This window comes from Acinetobacter sp. YH12241 (genome assembly GCF_013417535.1).
Taxonomy (GTDB): Bacteria; Pseudomonadota; Gammaproteobacteria; order Pseudomonadales; family Moraxellaceae; genus Acinetobacter.
In genome coordinates, this window is sequence record NZ_VPDQ01000014.1 from 42,927 (window position 1) to 61,828 (window position 18,902).

Annotated in this window: 17 protein-coding genes; 7 read left to right on the plus strand and 10 right to left on the minus strand. The window is 43.7% G+C overall.

What is annotated here, in order from left to right; genetic code table 11:
- Nucleotides 1-56: 56 nt before the first annotated feature.
- The 8 genes from FTV18_RS09875 to FTV18_RS09910 all read right to left on the minus strand — a co-directional run bounded on the left by FTV18_RS09875 (nucleotide 57) and on the right by FTV18_RS09910 (nucleotide 7,520).
- Nucleotides 57-629 carry an HdeD family acid-resistance protein gene (locus FTV18_RS09875; protein WP_159123623.1) on the minus strand — a complete coding sequence of 191 codons (573 nt, stop codon included), beginning with the start codon at nucleotides 627-629 and terminating at the stop codon, nucleotides 57-59.
- A gap of 125 nt (nucleotides 630-754) precedes the next feature.
- Nucleotides 755-1,513 carry a hypothetical protein gene (locus FTV18_RS09880; protein ID WP_159123624.1) on the minus strand — a complete coding sequence of 253 codons (759 nt, stop codon included), beginning with the start codon at nucleotides 1,511-1,513 and terminating at the stop codon, nucleotides 755-757.
- Between the two features lie 32 nt (nucleotides 1,514-1,545).
- Nucleotides 1,546-1,743 carry a hypothetical protein gene (locus FTV18_RS09885; protein ID WP_159123625.1) on the minus strand — a complete coding sequence of 66 codons (198 nt, stop codon included), beginning with the start codon at nucleotides 1,741-1,743 and terminating at the stop codon, nucleotides 1,546-1,548.
- Between the two features lie 124 nt (nucleotides 1,744-1,867).
- Entirely contained in the window at nucleotides 1,868-4,510 is a 2,643-nt protein-coding gene (gene topA / locus FTV18_RS09890) for a type I DNA topoisomerase (RefSeq protein WP_159123626.1), read from the minus strand.
- Nucleotides 4,511-4,541: 31 nt separating this feature from the next.
- The gene (locus tag FTV18_RS09895) at nucleotides 4,542-4,991 is read right to left on the minus strand and encodes an ammonium transporter (RefSeq protein ID WP_159123627.1); all 450 of its coding nucleotides are present in this window, start codon (nucleotides 4,989-4,991) and stop codon (nucleotides 4,542-4,544) included.
- Nucleotides 4,992-5,062: 71 nt separating this feature from the next.
- Nucleotides 5,063-6,010, minus strand: a complete 948-nt coding sequence (locus FTV18_RS09900) for a PIN domain-containing protein (RefSeq protein WP_257218584.1) — start codon at nucleotides 6,008-6,010, stop codon at nucleotides 5,063-5,065.
- A gap of 37 nt (nucleotides 6,011-6,047) precedes the next feature.
- Entirely contained in the window at nucleotides 6,048-7,049 is a 1,002-nt protein-coding gene (locus FTV18_RS09905) for a hypothetical protein (protein ID WP_004781874.1), read from the minus strand.
- Nucleotides 7,050-7,274: 225 nt separating this feature from the next.
- Entirely contained in the window at nucleotides 7,275-7,520 is a 246-nt protein-coding gene (locus FTV18_RS09910) for a SlyX family protein (protein WP_004781873.1), read from the minus strand.
- Nucleotides 7,521-7,559: 39 nt separating this feature from the next.
- Here FTV18_RS09910 and FTV18_RS09915 point away from each other — a divergent pair, with 39 nt between their 5' ends.
- Nucleotides 7,560-9,467, plus strand: a complete 1,908-nt coding sequence (locus FTV18_RS09915; RefSeq protein ID WP_180010928.1) for an ATP-binding cassette domain-containing protein — start codon at nucleotides 7,560-7,562, stop codon at nucleotides 9,465-9,467.
- Nucleotides 9,468-9,590: 123 nt separating this feature from the next.
- Nucleotides 9,591-10,526, plus strand: coding sequence for a lauroyl acyltransferase (locus tag FTV18_RS09920; protein WP_180012687.1), 936 nt, complete (start codon nucleotides 9,591-9,593; stop codon nucleotides 10,524-10,526).
- A gap of 40 nt (nucleotides 10,527-10,566) precedes the next feature.
- Here FTV18_RS09920 and FTV18_RS09925 read toward each other — a convergent pair whose 3' ends face one another.
- On the minus strand, nucleotides 10,567-10,974 hold the full coding sequence (locus FTV18_RS09925) for a GNAT family N-acetyltransferase (protein ID WP_180017818.1): 408 nt from the start codon (nucleotides 10,972-10,974) through the stop codon (nucleotides 10,567-10,569).
- 336 nt (nucleotides 10,975-11,310) lie between these two features.
- Nucleotides 11,311-12,441 (minus strand): endonuclease/exonuclease/phosphatase family protein, encoded by a 1,131-nt coding sequence (locus FTV18_RS09930; protein ID WP_180017817.1) that lies wholly within the window; start codon nucleotides 12,439-12,441, stop codon nucleotides 11,311-11,313.
- Between the two features lie 188 nt (nucleotides 12,442-12,629).
- On the opposite strand from FTV18_RS09930, the gene asd reads away from it, so the two are divergent.
- The 5 genes from asd (at nucleotide 12,630) to truA (ending at nucleotide 18,716) form a co-directional block, all read left to right on the plus strand.
- Nucleotides 12,630-13,748, plus strand: a complete 1,119-nt coding sequence (gene asd, locus FTV18_RS09935; protein ID WP_004781864.1) for an aspartate-semialdehyde dehydrogenase — start codon at nucleotides 12,630-12,632, stop codon at nucleotides 13,746-13,748.
- Nucleotides 13,749-13,886: 138 nt separating this feature from the next.
- A complete protein-coding gene (locus FTV18_RS09940) occupies nucleotides 13,887-15,491 on the plus strand; it encodes a FimV family protein (protein ID WP_180017815.1) in 1,605 nt (534 codons plus the stop codon).
- A gap of 65 nt (nucleotides 15,492-15,556) precedes the next feature.
- The gene (locus tag FTV18_RS09945; RefSeq protein ID WP_180017813.1) at nucleotides 15,557-16,885 is read left to right on the plus strand and encodes a fimbrial protein FimV; all 1,329 of its coding nucleotides are present in this window, start codon (nucleotides 15,557-15,559) and stop codon (nucleotides 16,883-16,885) included.
- 46 nt (nucleotides 16,886-16,931) lie between these two features.
- The gene (locus tag FTV18_RS09950) at nucleotides 16,932-17,900 is read left to right on the plus strand and encodes an asparaginase domain-containing protein (RefSeq protein ID WP_180017811.1); all 969 of its coding nucleotides are present in this window, start codon (nucleotides 16,932-16,934) and stop codon (nucleotides 17,898-17,900) included.
- Between the two features lie 18 nt (nucleotides 17,901-17,918).
- The gene (truA, locus tag FTV18_RS09955) at nucleotides 17,919-18,716 is read left to right on the plus strand and encodes a tRNA pseudouridine(38-40) synthase TruA (RefSeq protein ID WP_034702377.1); all 798 of its coding nucleotides are present in this window, start codon (nucleotides 17,919-17,921) and stop codon (nucleotides 18,714-18,716) included.
- Nucleotides 18,717-18,902 lie beyond the last annotated feature (186 nt).

Here is an 18,902-nt window from a genome sequence, read left to right on the forward strand (position 1 = left end):
TGAACATGCCAATAAAAAAGAGCGCTGATTCGCACTCTTTTTTATACTGATCTTACTTAAAGATCTGCGGAGCTTTTTGGCACACGATGTTTGATATAGGAAGCCAAAGTCAAATAGTTAATCCCTTGGAACAAAAGATCGATTGCCAGAAAAGCGCCCAGAACCCAGAACGGTGCATTCGGTGACAATAGAATCAGGATACCTGTAGCTAAAGTTAAAATCCCGGAAAATAAAGTCCAGCCCCAGCCACGGAATGCTTTAAAGATAAAAGCATTGAAGATGCGAATTATTCCCGCCGCAAGCAAAGCAATCGCAAGCAGATTGGTCAGTACAATCGCAGTTTTCGCTGGCGTGCTAAAGGCATAATAGCCCGCAATAACATAGATAATACCAAATAGCAGCCAGAGCCAGCGAAATGCCCCATCGAAGATTTTAATCCCGGCGATCAGATGAACCACCCCACCTATCATCATCAGGACCCCAAACAGGAATACGATGGATAAGGTGGCAAAAGGCAGCGACGTTAACAGTACGATTCCAAATAACACTAATAAGGTACCTAGGCCTAAATACCATTTACGGTTTTCATGCAATTGATGCCGAACCAGATCATTTCCAACAGTCTTCATATTCTTCTCAAATTATTAGCTATGACTTTGATTATGCTCTTAAATCATGGAGAAATTTGTTAGAAATTTACTGAGTTTATCTATAAAAATAGTAAGTTATGCCGGTTTATTCAGCACTTTGTTAATTATTTTTTCCAGCCAAGTTCAATCGCCGTGATTTCATTAATCAGGGTCTGATTTAAAGATTCCGGCATTTTACTGGTACTTTGCGATACCGGAATGTGCCCTGCCATCAGCTCAGCTTTGGTTTGGGGAAATAAAGGCTGCTGATTGGGATTGGCATAACCCACTGGGTATATCGGCTGGCCTGTGGCGAGATCATATTTATCTGAAGCGCCAAAGGCATGCAGTAATTCATGCACTAGGACAATCTTATTCTGGTCAGACTGTCTGCTTGAAGCAAATAGATTGACTGAACCGATTCGGCCTTTTTGCAGAGCCGTTGAATGTTTTAATTGCTGGGTGTGTGCAGGATCATAATAATTTAAAAAGAGAGTAACATTCGATGAAGGATCTGAACCTTGCTGCTGTTGCCAGGCATAGAAACGGAATTTCAGACTCCATAAAATATTGCCAAGTAAGGAGGCCTGCTCCGGCACTTTAGGCGGCAATTCTTTAAGTTCACGCCCCAGATTAAAATAAAAATAAGTGGGCTGTCCACGGTACTGCTGGGCCGCTTTTTCCAGATATTCTTGTGTTCCTTTTAGATCCTGAGCAGACAATTGCTGGATATATTGCTGTGTGGTCGCCAATCCATCTGCATTGATCGGATGCAACAGAACAAAGATTGGTTTGTTCCAGTCCTGATTCTGATCTCGATAAGCATTTACTGCCACCACAAACAAAATCATCAATAAAATCAGGATTCGGATTTTTTTCCACATATGAACATGCCAATAGAGAGTTAATTTAAATGTTATTTTTGTTTCGTTTTTTGATCTTCAGAGCGCAGATATAAAACACAGCTCAAACTAACCAGTGACATAATAATCACCAGAATCATCAGCATTCCCCGATCCATAGGAATACCCATTTCATTAATCTTTCCAAGCATGAAATAGAGGATAGATCCTAATCCAATACTTAAGAACAGGAATTTATCTAGCCAAGTCATGCATGATTCCTACTTTAATCTTTTATTATTTAACGCCTAGAATATCCTAGAACTGTGTTGATCAAAAATACTTAGTCATAAAAAAATGCCGACTTTCGTCAGCATTTTCTTGATGTCTTATAGCTTAGGCCTCAACCCATTTGCCATCCTGATAGACCAGCGACCATTTGGTTTGCTTGCCTTCAGGGGTTTCCGAACCAATATATTGAGACTGGTTCTTACGGCTGAATTTCACCAAGGTTGGATTTCCTTCAGGATCCACATCTGGTGCCTGCAAAATAAACTGATATTTTGGATCTAGCTGATCCGCTACAGTACGCAGTTCTGCAACCTTCGGTGCGCGAGTTTCACGGACTTTCGGGAACTTGCTCGCGGCCAGGAACAGACCGGCGGCACCATCACGCAGAACAAAGAAATCATCATGCTTGGTTGAACGTAAGTGTTCCATCTTGATCGGATCAACACGCGGAGGCGCAGGTTGACCATTCTTCAAGACTTTACGGGTATTCTCACAGCTGGTACAGGCAAAATATGGACCAAAACGGCCAGTTTTCAGCTGCATTTCACCATCACATTTATCACATGGAATGGTTGGGCCATCATAACCCTTAATCTTGAATTCGCCTTCTTCCAGCTCATAACCTGTACAGTCCGGGTTATTACCACAGATATGCAGTTTACGGCCGCCATCAATCACATAGCTGTCCATTGCAGTGCCACAGACTGGACAACGTTTTTTCGACATCAGGTCAGCAGTTTCTGCTGTATCATCATCAGACAGTGCAGCCAGAGATTCAACCGGAGTCAGGTTCAATGTACCTTTACAACGTTCTTTCGGTGGCAAGTTATAACCCGAACAGCCCAGGAATACGCCTGTTGTACCGGTACGGATCTGCATCGGACGGTCACATTCTTTACAATGGACTGCTTCAACTTCTACAGGCTGATTGCGGCGCATGCCGTTTTCACCCTGAGCATTGGTCAGACGTTTTTTGAAGTCACCATAGAAGCTATCTAACAGATCTTTCCAGTTACGCTCACCATCTGCCACTTTATCCAGCTGACCTTCAAGGTCTGCAGTAAAGTCATAGTTCATCAGGTTATTGAAGCTTTCATCCAGACGATCGGTGACGATCTCACCCATCTTCTCAGCAAAGAGACGACGGTTCTCCAGTTTTACGTAACCACGATCCTGAATGGTCGAGATAATGGCAGCATAAGTCGAAGGACGACCAATACCTTTTTTCTCAAGCTCTTTTACCAATGATGCTTCAGTAAAACGTGCCGGTGGTTTGGTAAAATGTTGAGATGGATCTAGTTTTTCCAGCTTCAGCACTTCACCAACTTTCACAGCAGGCAACAGTACATCATCATCAGATTTGTTCTGGCCACGAACTTTGGTGAAACCATCAAATACCAGAGTACGACCTTTGGCTTTCAGTTCAACACCATTCGCATCCACTAAAATAGTCGATGATAAATATTCTGCTGGTGTCATCTGACAAGCTACAAATTGACGCCAGATCAGGTCATACAGACGCTGTGCATCACGTTCCACTCCAGCCAGACTATCGCCTTTCAATGCCACATTGGATGGACGAATGGCCTCATGGGCTTCCTGCGCACCAGCTTTATTACCATAACGGTTCGGCTTGGCTGGCAGATATTTCTCGCCATATTCAGACTCGATATGACCACGCACCATATTGACTGCATCATCACTCAGGAAGGTGGAGTCAGTACGCATATAGGTAATGAAACCAGCTTCATATAGGCGCTGTGCCAGCATCATGGTTTTCTTTACCGAGAAACCTAGACGGGTACTTGCGGCCTGTTGCAAGGTAGACGTGATATACGGCGCACTTGGATTCACCTTGGTCGGCTTATCTTCACGGCTAATAACTTTATATTCAGCGTCTTTAATCAGATTCAGTAAAGCATCTGTTTCAGCTTTATTATGCAGCTTTAAAGTCTTGCCATTTTGCTTGACCGCTTCCAGACGAATATCATCTTTCTTGGATTTGGTATCTGCAAAAACCTGCCAGTATTCTTCAGGAATGAACTTACGAATTTCACGTTCGCGTTCCACGACCAGCTTTACAGCGACAGACTGTACACGCCCCGCAGACAGACCACGGGCAATTTTTTCCCATAGCAGTGGCGAAATCATGAAGCCGACGACACGATCCAGGAAACGGCGTGCCTGCTGGGCATTGACCTTATTGGTATCTAGACGTGAGGGCTGTTTAAACGCTTCCTGAATGGCATTTTTGGTAATTTCGTTAAAGACCACACGTTGATAGCGTGAATCATCGCCGCCGATCACTTCTTTTAAATGCCAGGCAATCGCTTCCCCTTCACGGTCCAAATCCGTTGCGAGATACACTTCATCGACTTGCGATGCCAGTTTTTTCAGTTCAGCGACTACGCCTTCCTTGCCCGGAAGGACTTCATATTTGGCTTTCCAGTCATGTTCTGGATCGACACCCATCCGGTTAATCAACGCCTGCTGTGATTTTTCCGCTTTTTCTGCTTCAGTCAGCTTGGTTCGGGTCACCGGTTTTTTCTCTGCAGTTTTCGCAGAGCCGCCCGTTGGCAAGTCACGCACATGACCCACCGAGGATTTCACGATGTAGTTTGAACCGAGATACTTGTTGATTGTTTTCGCTTTTGCAGGCGACTCCACAATCACCAAGGCACGTTTACTTCCAGCGTCGGAAGACTTCGCCGTGCTGCTTTTTGATGTGGACCGAGGAGCGTTCGCCATATTAACCGTTTAATCCTGTTTATTTCTAAAATTAAAGTTCAGCCAAAGAATGTAATAGTGCCTTGATGTCATCAAGTTGTGTGGCTCTAAGATCAGATTCTTCATCCCAATAGAGTCCTACACAGTTTGCCTGCATATCAATAGCATAAATGCCCTTTAATGCAATGGGAAAATCTTTAAATTTGTCATCCCCATGCACCAGTTCAAGTTTGTTATCAACCACGCGGGCACGCATCAGCGGTAAACGGGCATCTGGAAGCAGCACACTATAATAGGCCACCATACTGGCACGACTTTCAGTCGCCTTGGGAATGTTGGTCCAGTCCGGTGCAACCACCAGACGTGGATGTAAGCCTATCTTGCGGGCTTTATCACGCATAAGTCCTAATGCCTTTTCTCTAGGACTCACACGCAGACCAAAAATAGACCCCAGTACGAAAACGATGATGACAACTGCCACCCAGATTCCGGTATTTTCCATAGTTCAACCTTTATGTTCTTATATTAGATTTGCATAAGCCCGCTATAAAAGGCAAGCACCGCTGGATAAATTTAATTTCCCAGCAGCTGCGGACTATAAATAATTTCCCGTTTATTTAACTGTATTAGCTGATGTTTGATGAGTAAATCGAGTGATTCTCGTACCTCTTCCTTAGGCACGCATCGCTCTAGTAACACCTCGAAACTGGCAATAAATTTAGGCCGACGTTCTGCAAAAACATTGAGATAAGGCATCAGGCGCAGAAGTAAATGACTTAATTTTCTTTCAGTCACTTCATCTTGAGTTTCGACGGTTTCGACGGTTTCGACGGTTTCGACGGTTTCGACGGTTTCGACGGTTTCGACGGTTTCGACGGTTTCGACGGTTTCGACGGTAGCTAAATGCTGTTTATAAAATTTTTCAATTGCTGCAGTCTGATATTGAAGCTTACCAGACTGATTTTTAATAATTTTTATTCTAATTAATTCATCTACTAAAAGCTGAGCATATTTTTCTTCCACTTTTAAATTGGCTTTAAGCGAGTTGATTAAAGTTTCTACTTTTGCAGGCTTAGAAAAGTTACTTCTCACTAAATTGGAGCAGTATTGAAAAATCAGTTTTTGAATGTCTATTTCTGCTTTTATTTGCTGAGCAGTATTTGGATTGACTAATGGTTTAGCTGAAATAACTTTAGCCTGAAATTTGGCAATTTTAAGTAAGTCCGCCACATATTCCATAGAAAAGTCATTCGACATAATCTCGAAGCAAACTTCAGAGCTTTTATATTGGGTAGAAAGCTGTCCAGCAATAAAACATAGGCCAAAATCAGCAGCGTCTTTACCTATTTTAGGCATCTTCAGGACTTTTAGTTTTCCTGCACTGATTGCAGGTGCAAGCCTGACGACACCATCCAGACTAAACTCCATGGGCGTTTTGGCATAGACCAGATAAACATATTGATATTGGGCAAGATATTGAAGGAGCTCTGTTTCAGTTTTAGGTAAGTTTTCAATATCCAATAACAGTATTTTTTTCATATGCCCTCATGAGATTATTCTAATTTAGAAACATCTCATGACTATATAACACTTCGTGACCATTCCAATAAATATATCCTTTTTCAATCAACTCTTTAAGTAAAAGACGGACATCGGATTTTGGAAATAACTGCTCGAGCAAATCACGTAATTCATAAATATCTTTAGGCTTATTTCCCTGTAATTCGCGCAGCTTGCGTGCAACTTCGAGCTGTACCGGATCAATTTTATTAAAGTTTTTGAACAGGCCTTGCTGGGCAGACTGGATTAGAGATTGAGCAGGTTCAACAACAGGCTCTTCAGGATTAAGCTTCGAGATCACCTGATTCAAAGCTGGTTTTTCAATGGGTACATGTTCATTGAGATCCAGCTGCACCCACTGTTTCAGCACTTTTTTACGGAAACTGATTTGCTCGTCATAACGTTTGACTATTTTCAGATTAATCAGCATGCCAACTACATGCTGGGCTTTGCCTGGTAAAACTTGCAGAATATTGGTGACAGAATTTTTTAAGGTTTCGAGCGTGGTCGGTTTACCACTCATCTTGCCGAGCGCATCACAATATTTTTTCACCAGCTGCAAAGCCGGTTTAGCTTTAATGGCTTCAATACTTGGCAACTGGATTTTGGGTTTATCTTGAGTCTCTGTTGATGCATCCTCTGGCAACACCTGAATCAGGCTGCAATCAATATCTGAAGCCTGTAGCATCTGCATTAGCATTTCACTGCTATCCATCGCAGAGATCAGCTCGACCTGAGTATCTGCTTCCAGCAAAGCCATCAACTGGCCCACAATCACGGCATATTCATATTCCTTATGCTCTGCTTCCGGGACATCCAGAATGATAATTTGTCCACTGCTGATCCAGCTCGCCAACTCAGTCAGTTCTTCTAGAGCAAACTCGAATTTTCCGGCACAGTTAAACAAATACAAGGTCGGATAATGTTCAACAATGTCACGTAACAGTTTGGCTGTAGGAAAGTTATTTTCGAGATCAAGAAGGACAACTTTTTGGCGCATAAGGCAAGATTAAAAACTGAGCTAGAAAAATACTATTAGAGTAGGAAGTGTGTGAAAGGTCAAATAGTTTCCTCCTTCCATGACGATATTTAGATTTTAAAGATCATCTTGGACGAAGTAAAAGTGGCGACTTGGTTTAGGTTTATCGAGCTTCACCTACTTAAAAGAAAACCCTCACGACTGGAGGGCTTTCTTTTTGTTTTCTTTTTAAAAATTATTTGTAAATTAATAATGCGGTGGACGGTTGGTGACCGGATCAAAAGCATCAATCCCTTCGGACAAATCTGCAGACTCAACACGTTGATATAACAACTGCATTTGTTTTTTTAAATCGGCAATTTCCAGATTCTGGCGAGTGACCTGCTGATTCAGCTGTTCAACTAAATCATCTAAAAATGCAATTCGCACTTGCAAATCTTCAATGGGTGCGGAAAATGACGCCTGATCATTTAGATTTTGTTGTTTAGTCATTTTAAGTCCTCATTTGGGATTTCAGGAAACATTAACATTATGGCCTATATTACTTTAAGGGATGTCCAACTGGCATTTGGCGGACCTGCCTTGCTCGACGGCGCCAACTTTAATTTGGAACGCGGTGAACGAGTATGTTTGATTGGCCGTAATGGTGAGGGTAAGTCTACCTTACTTAAACTGATTGAAGGAAGTTTACTCCCGGATAGTGGTGAAGTTTCGTTACAAAATGGCATTACCATTTCCATGCTAGCCCAAGACGTGCCGATGGATTCCGGCAAAGTTGCAGATATTGTCGCCGACGGTGCTGGTGAAGCTTCAGAAGTATTACGTGCCTACCATGAAGCCAGTGAAGCTTGCGTGCTGGGCGATATGGAAGCCTGTGACCGCATGGGACATTTGCAGCATCAGATGGATCAGCTGGATGGCTGGGCGTTAGAAACCAAAGTCAACTCAATCCTAAGTAAGATGGGACTAGATCCGGAAGCAGATCTTGCTGATTTATCTGGTGGTCGTAAACGCCGTGTTCTGTTGGCACGTGCCCTGCTCACCCAACCTGATGTGCTGTTACTCGACGAACCAACCAACCATCTGGATGTCGAAAGTATCGAATGGCTGGAAAAATTCCTGCTCGAGCAGAACAACCTGACCTTACTGTTTATTTCGCATGACCGTGCCTTTGTGGACAGTATTGCGACCCGTATTGTCGAGCTGGACCGTGGTATTTTGCGTAGCTATGAAGGCAACTATTCACGTTACCTCGACCTGAAAGCTCAGCAGCTGGAAGCAGAAGAAAAACAGAATGCCCTGTTCGAGAAAAAACTGGCTGAAGAAGAAGCCTGGATTCGTCAAGGTATTAAAGCGCGCCGTACCCGTAACGAAGGTCGTGTTCGTGCTCTGAAAGAATTGCGTGAAGAGTCTAAAGCACGCCGCTTCCAGCAAGGCAAAGTCAACATGTCGACTCAGGAAGCACAGCGTTCAGGTAAAGTGGTGTTCGAGATTGAACATCTGAGCGTGAAGTTTAGTGACAATGCACCGATCATCAATGACTTCTCGGCGCTGGTAATGCGTGGTGACCGTATTGGTCTGGTGGGTGATAATGGTGTCGGTAAAACTACACTAATCAAAGCCATTCTGGGAGAAATCGAGCATGGCGGTACAGTCAAAACCGGTACCCAGTTGGAAATTGCTTATTTTGACCAGCTACGTAATGTGCTGGATCTGGAAAAATCAGTTAAAGATAACGTTTCGGAAGGTTCAGATCATGTCGATGTGAATGGCCAACGTCGTCATATCTATAGCTATTTACAAGACTTCCTGTTCTCCCCAGAACGTGCCCGTACGCCAGTTAAAGCCCTTTCAGGTGGTGAACGCAACCGTATTCTGCTCGCCAAACTATTACTGAAACCATCCAACCTGATCGTGATGGACGAACCGACCAACGATCTGGATATGGTGACGCTAGAACTGCTGGAAGAAATGCTGGCGGAATACAAAGGCACCCTGCTACTGATCTCGCATGACCGTGCTTTTATGGACAATGTCGTCACATCAACCTGGGTCTTTGATGGCAAAGGCAATATTGATGAATATGTCGGTGGCTATCAGGATTATCTGGAACAACGTCCAGATCAAACTGTGGTTGACCAGAAAATGGCAGTCAAAAAAGCTCAGGCCAAAGCCGAAGCAGCGGTTACACCTGCAGCATCGGCTCCGAAGAAAAAACTCAGCTATAAAGATCAGCGTGAACTGGAAATGTTACCGGCTGAAATTGAAGCACTGGAAAAAGAACAAGCTGAACTTTCCGATAAACTGGCGGATGGCTCGTGGTTTGTCACAGATGCAGCAGCAGCGACCAAGGCTTCTGAACGTTTAGGCGAAATTGATGAGATTTTGCTAGAAAAAATGGAACGTTGGGACGAACTGGAAAATATGACCAAAGGCTAATCTTTAAATCGCCTAGTCACTAAGCATCTGTATTCGTACAGGTGCTTTTTTATTTTACAGTTTTTTATTTCAAAAAGCTCTTCTGCTACACTGCTGACATCTTTGATTTCAAATATTGAATTTATGAGTCGAACGCCAGAATACAAACCCGGTGAATTTCAATGGTCATTCCTGTTGCCGCAATACTGGGGCATCTGGGTGGGTATTGTATTTCTGATGATTCTGGCTATCTTACCTTGGGCGACTCAGCATCGTCTGGCACGTCTACTCGGCCAGATGGCATTTAAATATTTGAAATCTCGCCGTGAAACCACGCTTCGCAATCTGGAAGTTTGTTTCCCTGAATGGTCAGCTCAAGAAGTTCAGGACAATGCTCGTATGGTCTTTATTGACCAGATGCTCGGTGTATTTGAGACCTTGAATGCCTGGTACTGTCCAAAATGGTTTAAAGGCCGGGTACAAATTGAAGGGCTGGAACATATCCAGCAGGCTCAGGCAGAAGGTAAAGGGGCTTTATTGCTCGGCACCCACTCGACTTTGCTAGATGCCGGCGGTTATTTATGTGCACAGTATTTTGAGCCAGATGTGGTGTATCGACCACAAAATAATCCCCTGCTTGATATGCTGATTTACCGTTGCCGTGCCACCATTTATGCCAACCAGATTGACCATGATGATATGCGTGGTCTGGTGCGTAACCTGAAAAATGGCCATGCCATCTGGTACAGTCCGGATCAGGATTTTGGTTTAAAACAGGGTGTAATGGCGCCCTTTTTTGGAGTACCTGCAGCCACAGTCACTGCACATCGTCGCTTATTAAAAATGACCAAAGCCGCTGCCATTCCACTCTATTTTTATCGAACTGGTGATATTAAAGATCCATGCTACTGTGTGTTGATCGAGCCTGCGGTAGAGAACCTGCCAAGTGCGGATGAAGTCGATGATGCAACCCGGGTAAATCTGATTATTGAACGCCAGTTGCGCATTGCACCGACGCAATATATGTGGTTCCACCGTCGCTTTAAGACCCGTCCTGAAGGCTACGATAAAATCTATTAAGAACTAGAATTAATATGAACGCTATTATTGGCAAGAAAAATCAATGATCGGTTCCCTGATAAATCCACATTGCTTCTGTATGCCCTGCACGCTCAAAGCCTAGAGCTTTATAAAATTCAGTGGCATGCTGATCAGCCACCAGAATTTTCTGATGAAATCCTGAATAACGTTGCAGCATTTCTTGCATGATCAGACGACCAATGCCCTGTCGCTGTACCTCTGGGTGAACCAATAAATATGAGAAATACACCACCAGATAACCGTCTGAAATCGCATCTCCCAAGCCAACCAGCCGACCGTTGATACGTGCGGTCACCAGACTATGAGAATGTTGCAAAGCCTGTAAAAGCAATTGAAGTTTTTCTGCAGCTGACCATTGATTGACAAGATAGAGCTGTAGCACTTCAGATTCATTGACTGAATCATGATCGGAAATCATAACTTCCATTCAAGTAATATCCATTTTTTAATTTAAATTTTATTTTAATAATCAATTAATTATAATAAAAAAATGAGCCAAAAATAATTTAACCCGGGTTCTACATCCTGTAAAACCCGGGTTAATGAGGTTGTGCTTTCATATGTTATAATTGCTTCTTCGTTGTTGTGATTTCCCTTTCAGCATCATTTCCATGATGTTTTCATTCAGCTTCGTCTTCCTTATGAGAATATCCTTTCTCGACTCCCTGTGCTGATAAGCTTAGAATACGTGGATTCCTCTGTACTGCCCATTCGCAAGAAGCGGAAACTGCTGTAAGCAATATCGTACACTTTTCAGCTAAAACTATAAGAATTTCTCCTCATTCTTATAAGCCATCGCAATCTTATCAGTGACTTTTTTCTCTTCTTTCTCTGCCTTTTCAATTCCTTCCTGAATTGCTTCTTTAGCTTCCTGATCATCCTGATCCGTTTTTTCCAGCTCTTCCTGATGATGCTCAAATACCCGCCCAGTTTGTAATACCAGATAAACCGGAAAATGATCTGATCCGACATGTTTTAAGCGCTCCATATGCACCAGAGCGAAATCGGTGCTGTGAAACACATGGTCAAGCGACCAGCGCAATAAGGGATAATCGGCATGAAAGGTATTCACATAACGTCGGCCAACACGCGGATCCAGCAAACCACTAATACGCTGAAATAAACGTGTCGTGCGTGACCAGGCCACATCATTCAGATCTCCCATCACAATGCAGCTTTCATCCAGATCCTTAATCTGGTCCCCTACAATCAGCAATTCCGCATCACGTAAGGTTGAATCTTTGGCTTCAGTTGGGCTTGGTGGTTTCGGATGCAGACAATAGAGCTGTACCGGCTGTCCGGAACGTAACAAGACCTTGGTATGAATCGAGGGAATTTCATCACTCAGAATAAATTTAACCTCGGTTTCACTCAGCTCAAGTTTGCTGTACAGATGCATGCCATACAGATTATCCAAAGGTACAGGTACCCGATAGGGATAATCTGGCTCAATGACAGCCAATGCATCCTGCCATGCCTGATCGGTTTCCAGCGTTAAGACCAAGTCTGGCTGATGGATCTGAATCTGTTCAATCAGTAAATGATATTTGGTATTGGTGGTGAGGACATTAGAGACAATCAGGGAAATCTGACGATCTGGATCCAGCTGATCCTGCTTGACCTGCTTGACCTGTTTTTTCCAGACAAAGGTATAGGGCAAGACCATTTTCAGCTGATACGCCAAAGCTGCGATCAGACCAACAAAAAGCAGCTGATTGAAGGCCGTCCACGGGTGATCGACGAGGAGAAAAAGAACAAAGGCAATGAAGCCCAAAACCAGAATCTGCAAACGTGGAAAATCTGCACCACGAATCCACCATTCATCTCGGGGAATCAGCGACCAGAAACTTAACCAGATGACCACGATTGCCGTGATCTGGATAAACCCTACCATAAGATACACTCTTTACTAAGTTATTATTTTTTCTAAAAGAAAAATTGCTTTATCAATTTTGTATGTATCATAAAGCAGATATTTCGCTCAAGAATATTGATGTTTTGATTGTGTAGCTCTTGCAGTCACGTCCCTTTTTGATACACTCGAATCCCTTTTGATTTTTTAACGCACCGAGGCAAAGTGACATGAAAGTAGGTCTGGTCGGTTGGCGCGGGATGGTGGGTTCCGTCCTTATGCAACGTATGGTTGAAGAGAATGATTTTGCTCATTTTGAGCCATTCTATTTTTCTACCAGTAATGCGGGTGGTGAAGCTCCGGCATTTGGTGGTAAGACTGCCCCAGCACTTATGGATGCAACAGACATTAACAGTCTGAAGCAAATGGATGTCATTATTACCTGTCAAGGTGGCGATTACACCACTGAAGTTTTCCCAAAAATCAAAGCTGAAGGCTGGGATGGCTACTGGATTGATGCAGCATCTACCCTGCGTATGGATGATGAAGCAATCATCGTACTTGATCCGGTGAACATGCATGTGATCAAAGACGGTCTGGTCAAAGGCACCAAAACTTTCGTGGGCGGTAACTGTACTGTTTCCCTGATGTTGATGGGCTTAGGTGGTCTGTTCCAGAACAATCTGGTGGAATGGGCAACTTCAATGACTTATCAGGCAGCTTCTGGTGCTGGCGCGCAAAACATGCGTGAGCTGATTACTGGTATGGGTTATTTATATAACAATACCAAAGACTTGCTGGATGATCCACGTTCTCCAATTCTGGACATTGATTCTAAAATTGCTGAATTGCAACGTGGTGAAGGCTTCCCATCTGCAAACTTCGGTGTACCTTTAGCAGGTTCTCTGATTCCATACATCGACAAGCAGCTGGAAAGCGGCCAGTCTAAAGAAGAATGGAAAGGTCAGGCTGAAACCAACAAGATTCTAGGTAACCAGCAGATCGTACCGATTGATGGCCATTGTGTACGTATCGGCGCAATGCGTTGTCACTCTCAGGCATTAACCCTGAAACTTCGCAAAGACGTTCCACTGGATGAGATCGAAGATATCATTGCAAATGCAAATGACTGGTCTAAAGTTGTGCCAAACACTCGTGAAGCATCAATGACTGATCTGACTCCTGTTGCAGTGACTGGCACATTAACTGTACCTGTTGGTCGTCTGCGTAAACTGAACATGGGTAAAGAATACCTAGGTGCATTCACAGTAGGTGACCAGTTACTTTGGGGTGCTGCAGAACCTTTACGTCGTATGCTGCGCATCTTGATTGACTATAAAAACTCTTAAGTTTCCGTCAGGAAATAAAGCATGAAGCCGATCTTTATTGATCGGCTTTTTTGTGTAACTATTGCGTAAGTATTTTACAAAAAACAAACATCCCGTTAATCTATAATTTTCGCTATGCGATAATGACTGAGCTCACAGATGACTGTATATAACAAATTAAAGCTTGCCATTTTAGCCATTGTTGCTTCACAAAATATCTATGCGATTAATGTAGATTCGGTACAAATCCAGTCTGCACCTGGGGAATTGCTTTATGCGGAAATGAATTTCCATCAATCAGATATTAACTTGCCCATTGAAGTAAGTTTAGCCTCGCCAGAAGACCTGATTTCTATGGGCGCATCGCATCAGCCACCGGGTCATTTGAATTTTTTCACCCGTCGCAACAGTAATGGAACTGGGGTTATTACCATTACCTCCTCGCGCCCGGTTACTGATCGTGAATTAAATATCATTGTTAAAATCAAAGAAGGCAATGCAGCACGCCTACAGCATATCCGTACTGCATTAAGACCTAAAACTGATTTGTTACAGGCCAGCCTGAAACAGACTGAACAGCCCCTCGCGCCTGTCGTAGTCGTGAGTGAAAAAGATATTGCCCTGAACTTACCGGTGAGTACGCGTTATACCAATGCACAATCCAAACCAACCACCCCGTTTGTGGCAGAAAAACCGTTAGCCTTACAAAACACAGCACCTCCTGCATTATCAGCCAGCTCTATCCCTAAAACAGCGTTAGCTGCTGTGACCCATGAGCCGACATCGAGTATTGCAGCTCAAGTCACAAGCCCAACAAAACTTAATACTGAAACTGCGGTAGCAGCGACAAGTCATAGTTCACAGCAAGCTGGCAATGTAAACACTGCGCCAGTGAATACTTCATCCAAAGCAGCTCACGCGACTGCGGCTCAAGCAGATGCAACGTCAAACTTACAGGCTGCAGCTACAAAAATTCAGGCTGAAACAAAACCAGCTGAAATTACAATAGATCCAACAAATAAAAATGCAGCCTCAGCGCAAGTTTCTGCACCGACAAGCACTGAAAACCAGATGGTGTCCAGTGATCCACTTGTCAAAAAATATGCAGAACAACAGGCTCGCAAGCAGGCGGCATCCAGCACTGCACAGGACAAACCAAATTTAGCGACTAAAACTCAGGCACAGCCGGCAGCCATCAAACAAAGCACCTCAACCCAGATCAAGCCGACGTATGTGGTACAGTCAAATGAGTCGCTTTGGGGCATTGCTTCCAGGATTGCCAATGAACAGCAGCGTCCAGTAAGTGAGGTCATGCAGCAGATCAAGCGTGAGAATGAACATGCTTTTATTGGGGGTGATGCTAACCGCTTGCGTAAAGGCGCAGCACTTAATTTAGCGACCGTTCATACTGCGAAAACTCCGATACAGGCCGCAGCAATTAAGTCTGCTCAAGCACCCTCCAAACCTGCTGCAAAAACCAAATATCGTCTGAATGAGGCTGAAATGAGCCTGGTTGCCGAGAATCAACGTGATTCCGGCCAGGTTTCTGCCAACTCAAACACAAAAGAAAATCGAACTTCGAAAGAGTTGTCATTAAAAGTTATGACAGCCCGTGAAAAAACCGTTAAATTACAGAGAAACGTAACTGAACTAGAATTGGCACTCAATCAGAAGGATCACAGAATTCAATTATTAAATGCTCGTCTTGCCCAGCTGCAACAACAGCTTAAAGCACAACAGGCAGATAAAAAGCCAATTAATTAAAAAGTTACACATGACGATTTATTGGGATAGGCGAACTTAATGACTCTATCCCCAAGGGGTAAAACATGCTGATTTATGTGATTCCATTAGTGATATTGATCATCGTATTAATTGTCATAAAAAAACGACAAGATGCTCAAGAATCAGATAAAGCAAAAACTAAAACTGTAAAAGCGAAAAAACCTGGCGCTGCGTCAAAATCCACTTCACAAAGAACCAAAGTGGTCGAGCCAGCCGGAGTCGTTAAAAAATCAGCAACGCCTCTATCAGCAGAGACACGCAAGAAAATTGAAGGTCTGATTCAGGAACGTAATTTCTTTGCAGCTGAAGCGCAAATCAATCAGGCACTGAATCGCGATAATTCTCAACATGAGTTGTATTTACTGCTGCTCGATATTCATATCCTGCAAAAAGATGAATTTGCGATTTCACAGCTGATTAACCATGTTCGCTCTCTGGAACTGGAAGATATTCTGACTCAGGCTGAGGTCAAAAAGCGTGAGTTCGAAAACTCTTCGGTCGCTGTTCAGGATACTATTGATTTCCCAAGTGCTCAGCCACAAACCCCTCCTGTACAGGAAAGCAAACCTTCTACAGATGCCTTTGCAGACCTGGTTGCCGCTCCCGCTTCAAACGAACAGGCATTTGATGCATTACAACAGGAACTGCAACCGAGCAAACCAGCTGCTGTAGCGGAACCAGTACCTGATATCCAACCCTTAGAGTTCAACTTTGAACCGAAGATTCCAGCGGCTGAGCCAGTAAAAACGGAAGAAGTTCCGCCTGTATCAGATAATTCAGTTGAATTTGATCTTCAGATGAATACTGCTGAAACCCAGACTGCTCCAACAGCAGCAACTGAGTCAGCACCGGTTCTGGATTTTAAGCTTGAGCTTGAACCATCTATATCCTTAAAAATAGAATCAGCGCCTGCAACAACAGAAGAAATCCAGCCTTTAGATTTCTCTTTCTCTTTAGACACTCCAATACCTGCAGCAGAAAAAACAGCCGAACCTGCGACTGAGTTTGACCTGTCTAGCCTCGATATTACAACGCCTGCAACTGAAACGCCTGCTGCGACTGAAACATCTGGACTAGATTTTAAACTTGATAATGTCGAAGCTGTAAAAGAGGCTCCTGTTTCTACAGGGGTGAATTTTGAGATTCCGACAGCGCCTGTGACTTCAACAACCGATCAACATGATCCATTGGTGCAGTCCTTCCCGGAACTGATGGAAGTTAATGAAGCGGACCTTAACCTGGAGCTGGCACAGCAATATATCCAGTTAGGCGCTTATGCAGCTGCCCGTGAAGTCATAGCTGAACGTGAAGCTGAATATACAGCAGCACAACGTCAGCAAGCCGATCAGTTGCTGAATCAAATCGCATCTTAATCAATTTCCCTTTACACTAAAGCAGTCACATTTGGCTGCTTTTTTTATGATGAAAGATATTGCACTGATTTATATGGGCGGCACCTTTGGCTGTGTCGGTGATCCGCTCGCCCCTATGTCTGCCGATTTATTTATTCCAAAACTGGAACAGCTACTTACAGATCAACCGTTCATTCAGTATTACTGCGCTCCTGTGATTAAGGACAGTAGTGCCTGTACTGCTACAGACTGGTTAGAACTGGTGCAATTTATCCAAAATCTGCAATCTGAACAGCAGATACAACATTTTGTGATTATTCACGGGACAGATACCCTGAGCTATGCCAGCGCAGTATTGGCACATTTTATGGGGAATTCGGCTCATATTGTGCTGACTGGCAGCCAGTATCCCCTCCTGAATGCTGAAGGCGATGCGCAACGCGAATTTAGCGATGCCATGGACAATCTGAGCTTTGCGCTCGCTTCAGTAACTCATTGTAATACAGGTGTTTATCTGGCTTTTCATCAGCAACTGATTCATGCTCAAACTGCCTTAAAGCAACATACCACTGAGCTGAATGCCTTTACTGGTCTGGATGCGCATATCGCTATTCAGGCCAACCAGCAAAGTTATCAGGTTACAGCAGACGATATTGCCAAAGCTCTGGATTTTAACTGTATGAGCTTGATGATGCAGCCGATCGATTTAGTTCAACAGTTCAATAATCTGAAAAATATTTTGGCCCATCCGCCACACTTCCTATTCCTGCAAGGTTTTGGAACCGGCAATCTGGCCGTCAATCCAGAGATCGTAGATTTCATCAATCAGCTCTATGCCAAAGGCTGTATCTCGGTCTTAACTACTCAAGTGCCTTTCGGTGCCACCGATCAGCGTTATGCCATTGCTGAATGGGTGCATGATTGCAAAATTCTACTCAATGAAAGTTATGGCCATGCTGATCTTTATGCAAAAGCCCTAAAAATGTATTTACAATATGACACGGTAGAGCAATGGCATGCCCATTGGTACGATTAGTCAGGTTTTGAGGTCATTATGCAGCGTTTTGCGGTGGGAATTGAGTTTTGTGGAACGAATTATCGAGGTTGGCAGACTCAACAGCCGGGCGTAATCAGTGTTCAGGAAACCATCGAGAAGGTTCTCAGTAAAATTGCCGATGAACCGATTATTCTGCATGGTGCAGGCCGAACCGATGCCGGCGTGCATGCGACCAATATGGTCGCACATTTTGATACCCATGCCTTGCGTTCTGAACGAGGCTGGTTAATGGGCTCAAATAGCCAGTTACCTAAGGATATCTCAATCCAATGGATCAAGGAGATGGATGATGGCTTCCATGCACGCTTTAAAGCACAGGCACGCCGTTATCGTTATATTGTCTATAACCATCCGGTACGCCCTGCCTTGCTGCATAAACAGGTCACTCATATTTACTATCCACTTGATGTCAAAAAGATGATTGAAGCGGCTGCAAAGTTTGAAGGCACACATAACTTTGAGAGTTTCCGTGCAGCAGCCTGCCAGTCCAATCAGCCGGTACGTCACGTCCGTCACTGCCGCCTGATCCAGCATGGGCCTTATCTGATTCTAGATATTCAGGCGGATGGCTTCCTGCATCATATGGTACGCAATATCATGGGCTGTTTGCTGGAAATCGGCCAAGGCATGTATGGGGTTGACCATATTGACCATATTTTTGCAGCAGAAGATCGTAAAGCAGCCGGTGTTACCGCACCACCGGATGGTCTGTATTTTATCCAGGCTGAATATCCAGAGTATTTTGACCTACCCAAAGTACCTTTGGGTCCATACTGGTTAAATATGCCGGAATAAGCTAATTATTTTTAATTTTTAAATCCCTCCTAACCTCCCTTTGAAAAAGGGAGGAACTCCTCCACTGCTGTCCCATAGTTTGCTTTAAATAAAAAAACCTGAGTCCTAACAGTTAAAATATGAGTGCAAACAAACACTTTAACGACCAGGATTCAGGTTTTGTCACATCAGAATACCGTATTTCAT

What these genes read in the sequence shown, in the direction of transcription:
- FTV18_RS09875 (WP_159123623.1), bottom strand. Translation starts at nt 629, where the DNA reads ATGAAGACTGTTGGAAATGATCTGGTTCGGCATCAATTGCATGAAAAC.
- FTV18_RS09880 (WP_159123624.1), bottom strand. Translation starts at nt 1,513, where the DNA reads ATGTGGAAAAAAATCCGAATCCTGATTTTATTGATGATTTTGTTTGTG.
- FTV18_RS09885 (WP_159123625.1), bottom strand. Translation starts at nt 1,743, where the DNA reads ATGACTTGGCTAGATAAATTCCTGTTCTTAAGTATTGGATTAGGATCT.
- topA (WP_159123626.1), bottom strand. Translation starts at nt 4,510, where the DNA reads ATGGCGAACGCTCCTCGGTCCACATCAAAAAGCAGCACGGCGAAGTCT.
- FTV18_RS09895 (WP_159123627.1), bottom strand. Translation starts at nt 4,991, where the DNA reads ATGGAAAATACCGGAATCTGGGTGGCAGTTGTCATCATCGTTTTCGTA.
- FTV18_RS09905 (WP_004781874.1), bottom strand. Translation starts at nt 7,049, where the DNA reads ATGCGCCAAAAAGTTGTCCTTCTTGATCTCGAAAATAACTTTCCTACA.
- FTV18_RS09910 (WP_004781873.1), bottom strand. Translation starts at nt 7,520, where the DNA reads ATGACTAAACAACAAAATCTAAATGATCAGGCGTCATTTTCCGCACCC.
- FTV18_RS09915 (WP_180010928.1), top strand. Translation starts at nt 7,560, where the DNA reads ATGGCCTATATTACTTTAAGGGATGTCCAACTGGCATTTGGCGGACCT.
- FTV18_RS09920 (WP_180012687.1), top strand. Translation starts at nt 9,591, where the DNA reads ATGAGTCGAACGCCAGAATACAAACCCGGTGAATTTCAATGGTCATTC.
- FTV18_RS09925 (WP_180017818.1), bottom strand. Translation starts at nt 10,974, where the DNA reads ATGGAAGTTATGATTTCCGATCATGATTCAGTCAATGAATCTGAAGTG.
- FTV18_RS09930 (WP_180017817.1), bottom strand. Translation starts at nt 12,441, where the DNA reads ATGGTAGGGTTTATCCAGATCACGGCAATCGTGGTCATCTGGTTAAGT.
- asd (WP_004781864.1), top strand. Translation starts at nt 12,630, where the DNA reads ATGAAAGTAGGTCTGGTCGGTTGGCGCGGGATGGTGGGTTCCGTCCTT.
- FTV18_RS09940 (WP_180017815.1), top strand. Translation starts at nt 13,887, where the DNA reads ATGACTGTATATAACAAATTAAAGCTTGCCATTTTAGCCATTGTTGCT.
- FTV18_RS09945 (WP_180017813.1), top strand. Translation starts at nt 15,557, where the DNA reads ATGCTGATTTATGTGATTCCATTAGTGATATTGATCATCGTATTAATT.
- FTV18_RS09950 (WP_180017811.1), top strand. Translation starts at nt 16,932, where the DNA reads ATGATGAAAGATATTGCACTGATTTATATGGGCGGCACCTTTGGCTGT.
- truA (WP_034702377.1), top strand. Translation starts at nt 17,919, where the DNA reads ATGCAGCGTTTTGCGGTGGGAATTGAGTTTTGTGGAACGAATTATCGA.